The organism is Pseudomonadota bacterium, from assembly GCA_030859565.1.
Lineage (GTDB): Bacteria > Pseudomonadota > Gammaproteobacteria > JACCXJ01 > JACCXJ01 > USCg-Taylor.
On record JALZJW010000208.1, the window covers coordinates 1 to 4,827 of the forward strand.

Below are 4,827 nucleotides of genomic sequence, written 5' to 3' on the forward strand. Positions count from 1 at the left end.
ACCGCAGCGGCTAATTCAAGCGGTCTTCTTTTCTGATGTCCTCATCAATGCCTTTAGCTCATGTATCGACACATTGGTGAGAAATGCGGGCTAGGGGATCGGTAAGTTGAGTTCCAAGTTGGCGCAAAAGAAGGATAATTCGATGTCACCCCTGTTCTTTATCCCTTCTCACTCAGCACGTGGAATGGAACAGGCCACCGACCCGTTCCTTTTCGCACAACCGGTTGTAAAGGCTGACGGCCTTCTCAGTCGGAAGTACGTGCGTCGTGATCCCTTTCTGTTCGAGGAGCCGTAGTGTTTCGGGACACACCCGCAAGTAGTTCAGGATCCCTTCTGAAAGGACGATGACCTCGGCACCGTTATCCACTAATTCCTGCACATCGGCCGGTTGAATGCCGGGTACATGATGGGTCCCTGTTTCACGCCAGTCCCACTCTCTGGCGCCACCGGGATAAACCTTGGCGTCCTTGAATGGAGCATAACCGTCCATTTCCATCCTTCCCCAGGACAAGTGGGTAATAGCAGGTGAACGCCTGCTTTGATCCATCACTCGGGCCTCACAATCTCAGATGGTTACCTAATCACAACAACCCGTAGAGCGGAAGAGCAGACACTCTAGCCGAAAATTCCGACGACGTAAGTTAGAGTCTACCATACGGTGTCGCCCAGATAAGCGTGAAGCTCAGCATAGCGCTGCCTTCGCATAGTTTCAGGGACAGTTTAAGTTTAGAGCTAACGGTCAACCCATTCGCAACTGTTCGTGGCCGCTGCTGCTGATGGAACAGAAAAAGCCAGCGATCGCAGGGACACGATCTCTCCGAAGCCGAGCTTCCAGAGGTAAACCGATTCAAGTGCCGCCGAAGGTGCCGCGGTGCTGCTGTTCACCAATTGCGATCAGAACTATGCGCAAAGGAATGCTACCAACTTGCACCGCTTCGTCGCGTGATTGTCCGGGAGGGAGTGGAACACCGACACCGCGGTACAGATGGCCATGCGAGGCTGATCTGATTGGATTGGTCTCGCTACAGAGATCTGCGCTGGCAAGTGCAGCATGCCGGCGGATTGCAGGACGCGTTCCGCCATCGCCATGACTTTGTCCTTGGCTTGAGGAACTGCGGCACACTGTTCTATGATGGCAACCGGCAAATCCCGAAGGCCGGAAGGGAAACGTTCCATGCATCGGTCCGCGATCGGATTCATCATCGTCACGCTGTGCCTGCTCACGCTGGTAGCCCACAGCGTGGCGGCTGAGAAGGAGGCAAAGCCCATGAGCCTGTCACTGACCTCGTTGGCCTTCGCCAACAACGACACCATTCCCCAAGCATACACCTGCGACGGCAAGGACATCTCACCGCCATTGGCCTGGACCGGAATTCCCTCGGAAACGAAAAGCTTGGCCCTCATCCTCGACGACCCTGACGCCCCCGATCCAGCAGCGCCGAAAACGACCTGGGTGCACTGGGTGCTCTACAACCTTCCGCCGACCGCCGCCGGGCTCCCGGAGGCGGTCCCTCCGCGCGATCTGCCGTCCGGCACACGCGAGGGGTTGAACGACTGGAAGCGCACGGGCTACGGGGGCCCCTGCCCGCCGATCGGTCGCCATCGCTACTTCCACAAGCTCTATGCGCTCGATGTGGTGTTGCCCGACCTCGGCAAACCGACTGCGGCAGCACTGGAAAACGGAATGCAGGGTCATATCCTCGACCAGGTGCAACTAATCGGGACATACCAGCGCAACTAGATTATTGGTGGCGACGCGGCCGCATACAGCTCGAGCTTAAGGTCTGTAAGGCAGCCATTATCCGCAAAGTGCGTATCCATTTAGCCCCACCTGAACCTACATGTTGTGGTCAGTTGCTTCGGTTCCCACCAAACGGGGGGCACATCCAGAAGCCGTTGGGGTGAAGTGGATACCCACTATCCGCAATTCCATGCTTGGGTCCGCACGCAACTACGAGGACACCGCGACATGAGCAATCCTGTGCTGCTCCCGAACCGCCGTGTCTTTCTACGTACACTCACACTAGGCGTGATGACTTTGATGGCTCGCGGCGCATGCGCCCAAGCGCTCGTGCCGACGCCGAGGCAGACCGAGGGGCCCTTCTACCCGGATAAGCTACCGTTCGACACCGACAATGACTTACTTGTCATCAACGATGGCCTAACGCCCGCAGTGGGCGAAGTCACGCACCTCAGCGGCAGGATCCTCGATGTGCATGGGGACCCCATCAGGAACGCTCTCGTCGAGATCTGGCAGGTGGACAACCAGGGCGTCTACCCTCCATTCGGGTAGCGCCAACCGGAAGAAGCGCGATATGAGCTTTCAAGGATTCGGGCGTTTCCTGACCGGGCAGAGCGGTGAGTACTATTTCCGGACCATCAAGCCAGTCCCCTACCCCAGTCGTCCCGCCCCTCACATCCACTTTGCCATAAAGATGAAAGGCCGAGGAAAGTGGACCACTCAGTGTTATGTCCAAGGCCACCCGGGGAACGAACGCGATGGCATCCTCAATGCCATCGACGACCCACAAGCGCGCCGTGCGGTCATAGTGGATTTCGCCCCGCTTGAGGGGTCAGGCGTCGGCGAGCTCGCCGCGCGCTTCGACATCGTGCTGGGCCTCACGCCAGAGGGCTAGCCCGAATATGAGGTCTGTGCCGTTGTTGTGTTTGACAACTAGCACCTGATCGTGGAAGGAGTTATCGCCGAGGTTGCATACGAAAGCAACGGATCTCGATTTTCCTCTCGATAGCTTGTGCGAAGAACTGGCGGCTCAATCGCTCGAGCCGCTGCGGCAATTCCTCGTCCACTCCATGACCGACGATATAGAAGAACCCGTACTCGCGGCACGCCTGGCCGATCTGCTTGGCCACGCGGGTGGCGCGCCGCCGTCCCCGCGATCAACGGGTGGGTATCAATGACCGGAAGGCTCCGGTCCAAGGTGCGAATGCTCCATACGGCTCTACTTTAAGGAAGATCAGCGGCACTTAGCCATCAACGGCAAAACCAACCAGTTGAATGACCGGCGGAAGATCGCGAGTGCCGGCGAAATACGCTTCCACATCGCACTGGAAGCACGCGACCTCAATCCCAAGAAACGGCGTGGGGCACTGGGTCATTCTCGCAAACCCTTCCCGCAGGAGCCGTCTTGCGGGCTCGGGGAGGCCCTGAAACCACTTCAGATGTGCGACTGAAACCTGAATGAGGCCCTGCAAGAACCGCCCGCTCGGCGTCCGCCGTCCGGCGGCCATCCAGAGGCCTTCCCAGGCCTCATGTGCCTCCCACCAATAAGCGTAGTTGAAGAGATCAACACCATGGAGGTAGGCGGTTGAGGTGCGCCACTCGGGTGGGTCGAAGGAGACTACCACCCATCGATCTATGCCATAGGAATGCCCCCTTGGGTTGCGCGTTGGATGTGGAGTGCGCCCAGGGACAAAACGATAGGCGGGGAATGGGAGCGAGGAGTAGCGTCGGGGCAGCGGCTCGGGCGGCGAAGGCTCCGCGTCCGGCAGTGGAGTGGCCATCACGTATGGAGCACGGTCTATTTTCCGTTTCATGCAGGCTGCCTAGGAAAGCGCGCTGTCGCGTTATTGGAGGCGATACCTCTCTGCAGGAGGATCGCCCCAAAACCCGCTCAAGAGTTGGCCACAAGGCGTGACGCCAGGCCGGGTGCCAGGCGCATGAGCCAAGGGAGATACCTTACCTGGCCGACGAAAACCTCGTCTCGACCGCGCTCGATCGCACGTAGCGTCGCATCCACTACCGCCACCGGGCTCATCTTGCGCCCGCGTATATTGGCGGTCAGCGGGGTATCGACGAACGGAGGTAAGGTTTCAACTACACGGATCCTGCTGCCATCGAGCTGATAGCGAAGGGCGCGTGTAAACGCGCGTAGACCGGCCTTGGTAGCCGAGTAGATAGGTGCGCGACGGGCAGGCAGCAAAGCATAGCCCGAGGTGACCATCAGTATCAACGGTTCTCGACCCTCCCGGAGCAAAGGTAAAAACCGACGCGTGAGGAGGATCGGGGCCGTCAGATTCGTCTCTATCTCGCGCGCGATGGTCGCATCGTCAACACCTTCGTCACGGAATGGCACCTGCGTCATGACCCCGGCGTTGTTCACCAGCATATCGAGCCGACCGCACTCGTTTGCGATGTGATCGCGCAAAGCATCGACCTCCCGAGCTGAGGCAATATCGCAACGCCAGGCATCGATCCCCGGGTGCGCCGCACGCAATTCGCTCAATGTGCGCGCATTACGGCCACAAGTGAACACCCGCGCGCCGGCTTCAACGAAGCGATCGACAAACGCCCGACCGATGCCGGAGTTACCGCCAGTGATGAGAACGATGCGATCACGGTAATTCATCGCTGCATCCCTCGAACTCAAAGCCCGCAATAGGATTCGGTTCAACGCTTGAGCGTTAAGAGACCCGATGCGGATAATTTGACCATAACGCCATCGCCACTGCCACAATATCGGACACCGACCCGGTGCCACCGAAGCGTGCCGCTAGGATAGTGGCGGAACAGAGCTAGGGATTTCGATTTAAGATTCTCAAAGGTGATCCCTAATCGGTAGGGAGAGCTTCACGGCCGGCGCGCTGGCCTGAGCGTGATTCCCGGACGAGTATGCCGTCACACCGCGTGCACGGACCTCTGGAGTAAGCTGGGCCAGCCCTATTGTAGGCATCGCGAACGCTCCAAAGGTCTCAAAAGTTTAACGAGGATGCCAGCCGCCAGCCCTGCGAGTGCGGCGGCCGCTACCAGAGGGAAGCTATATTCTTGCGACTGGGTTAAGGTTATTGCAATGTTGACGAGTCAGGGTG

At 58.6% G+C, this 4,827-nt stretch carries 5 protein-coding genes and 1 pseudogene; 2 read left to right on the top strand and 4 right to left on the bottom strand.

Annotation, left to right across the window (positions count from 1 at the left end):
- Positions 1–172 precede the first annotated feature (172 nt).
- Positions 173–496 (bottom strand): MTH938/NDUFAF3 family protein, encoded by a 324-nt coding sequence (locus M3436_19315; protein ID MDQ3566139.1) that lies wholly within the window; start codon positions 494–496, stop codon positions 173–175.
- 771 nt (positions 497–1,267) lie between these two features.
- On the opposite strand from M3436_19315, the gene M3436_19320 reads away from it, so the two are divergent.
- A complete protein-coding gene (locus tag M3436_19320) occupies positions 1,268–1,741 on the top strand; it encodes a YbhB/YbcL family Raf kinase inhibitor-like protein (GenBank protein MDQ3566140.1) in 474 nt (157 codons plus the stop codon).
- Between the two features lie 228 nt (positions 1,742–1,969).
- Positions 1,970–2,636: pseudogene (locus M3436_19325) on the top strand (protocatechuate 3,4-dioxygenase).
- Positions 2,637–2,697: 61 nt separating this feature from the next.
- Here the strand turns inward: M3436_19325 and M3436_19330 are convergent.
- The 3 genes from M3436_19330 to M3436_19340 all read right to left on the bottom strand — a co-directional run bounded on the left by M3436_19330 (position 2,698) and on the right by M3436_19340 (position 4,367).
- Positions 2,698–2,871: a 2-oxoglutarate and iron-dependent oxygenase domain-containing protein gene (locus M3436_19330; GenBank protein ID MDQ3566141.1), complete on the bottom strand. Its 174-nt coding sequence runs from the start codon at positions 2,869–2,871 to the stop codon at positions 2,698–2,700.
- 114 nt (positions 2,872–2,985) lie between these two features.
- The gene (locus M3436_19335) at positions 2,986–3,555 is read right to left on the bottom strand and encodes a DUF309 domain-containing protein (GenBank protein ID MDQ3566142.1); all 570 of its coding nucleotides are present in this window, start codon (positions 3,553–3,555) and stop codon (positions 2,986–2,988) included.
- 77 nt (positions 3,556–3,632) lie between these two features.
- Positions 3,633–4,367: an SDR family NAD(P)-dependent oxidoreductase gene (locus M3436_19340; protein ID MDQ3566143.1), complete on the bottom strand. Its 735-nt coding sequence runs from the start codon at positions 4,365–4,367 to the stop codon at positions 3,633–3,635.
- Positions 4,368–4,827 lie beyond the last annotated feature (460 nt).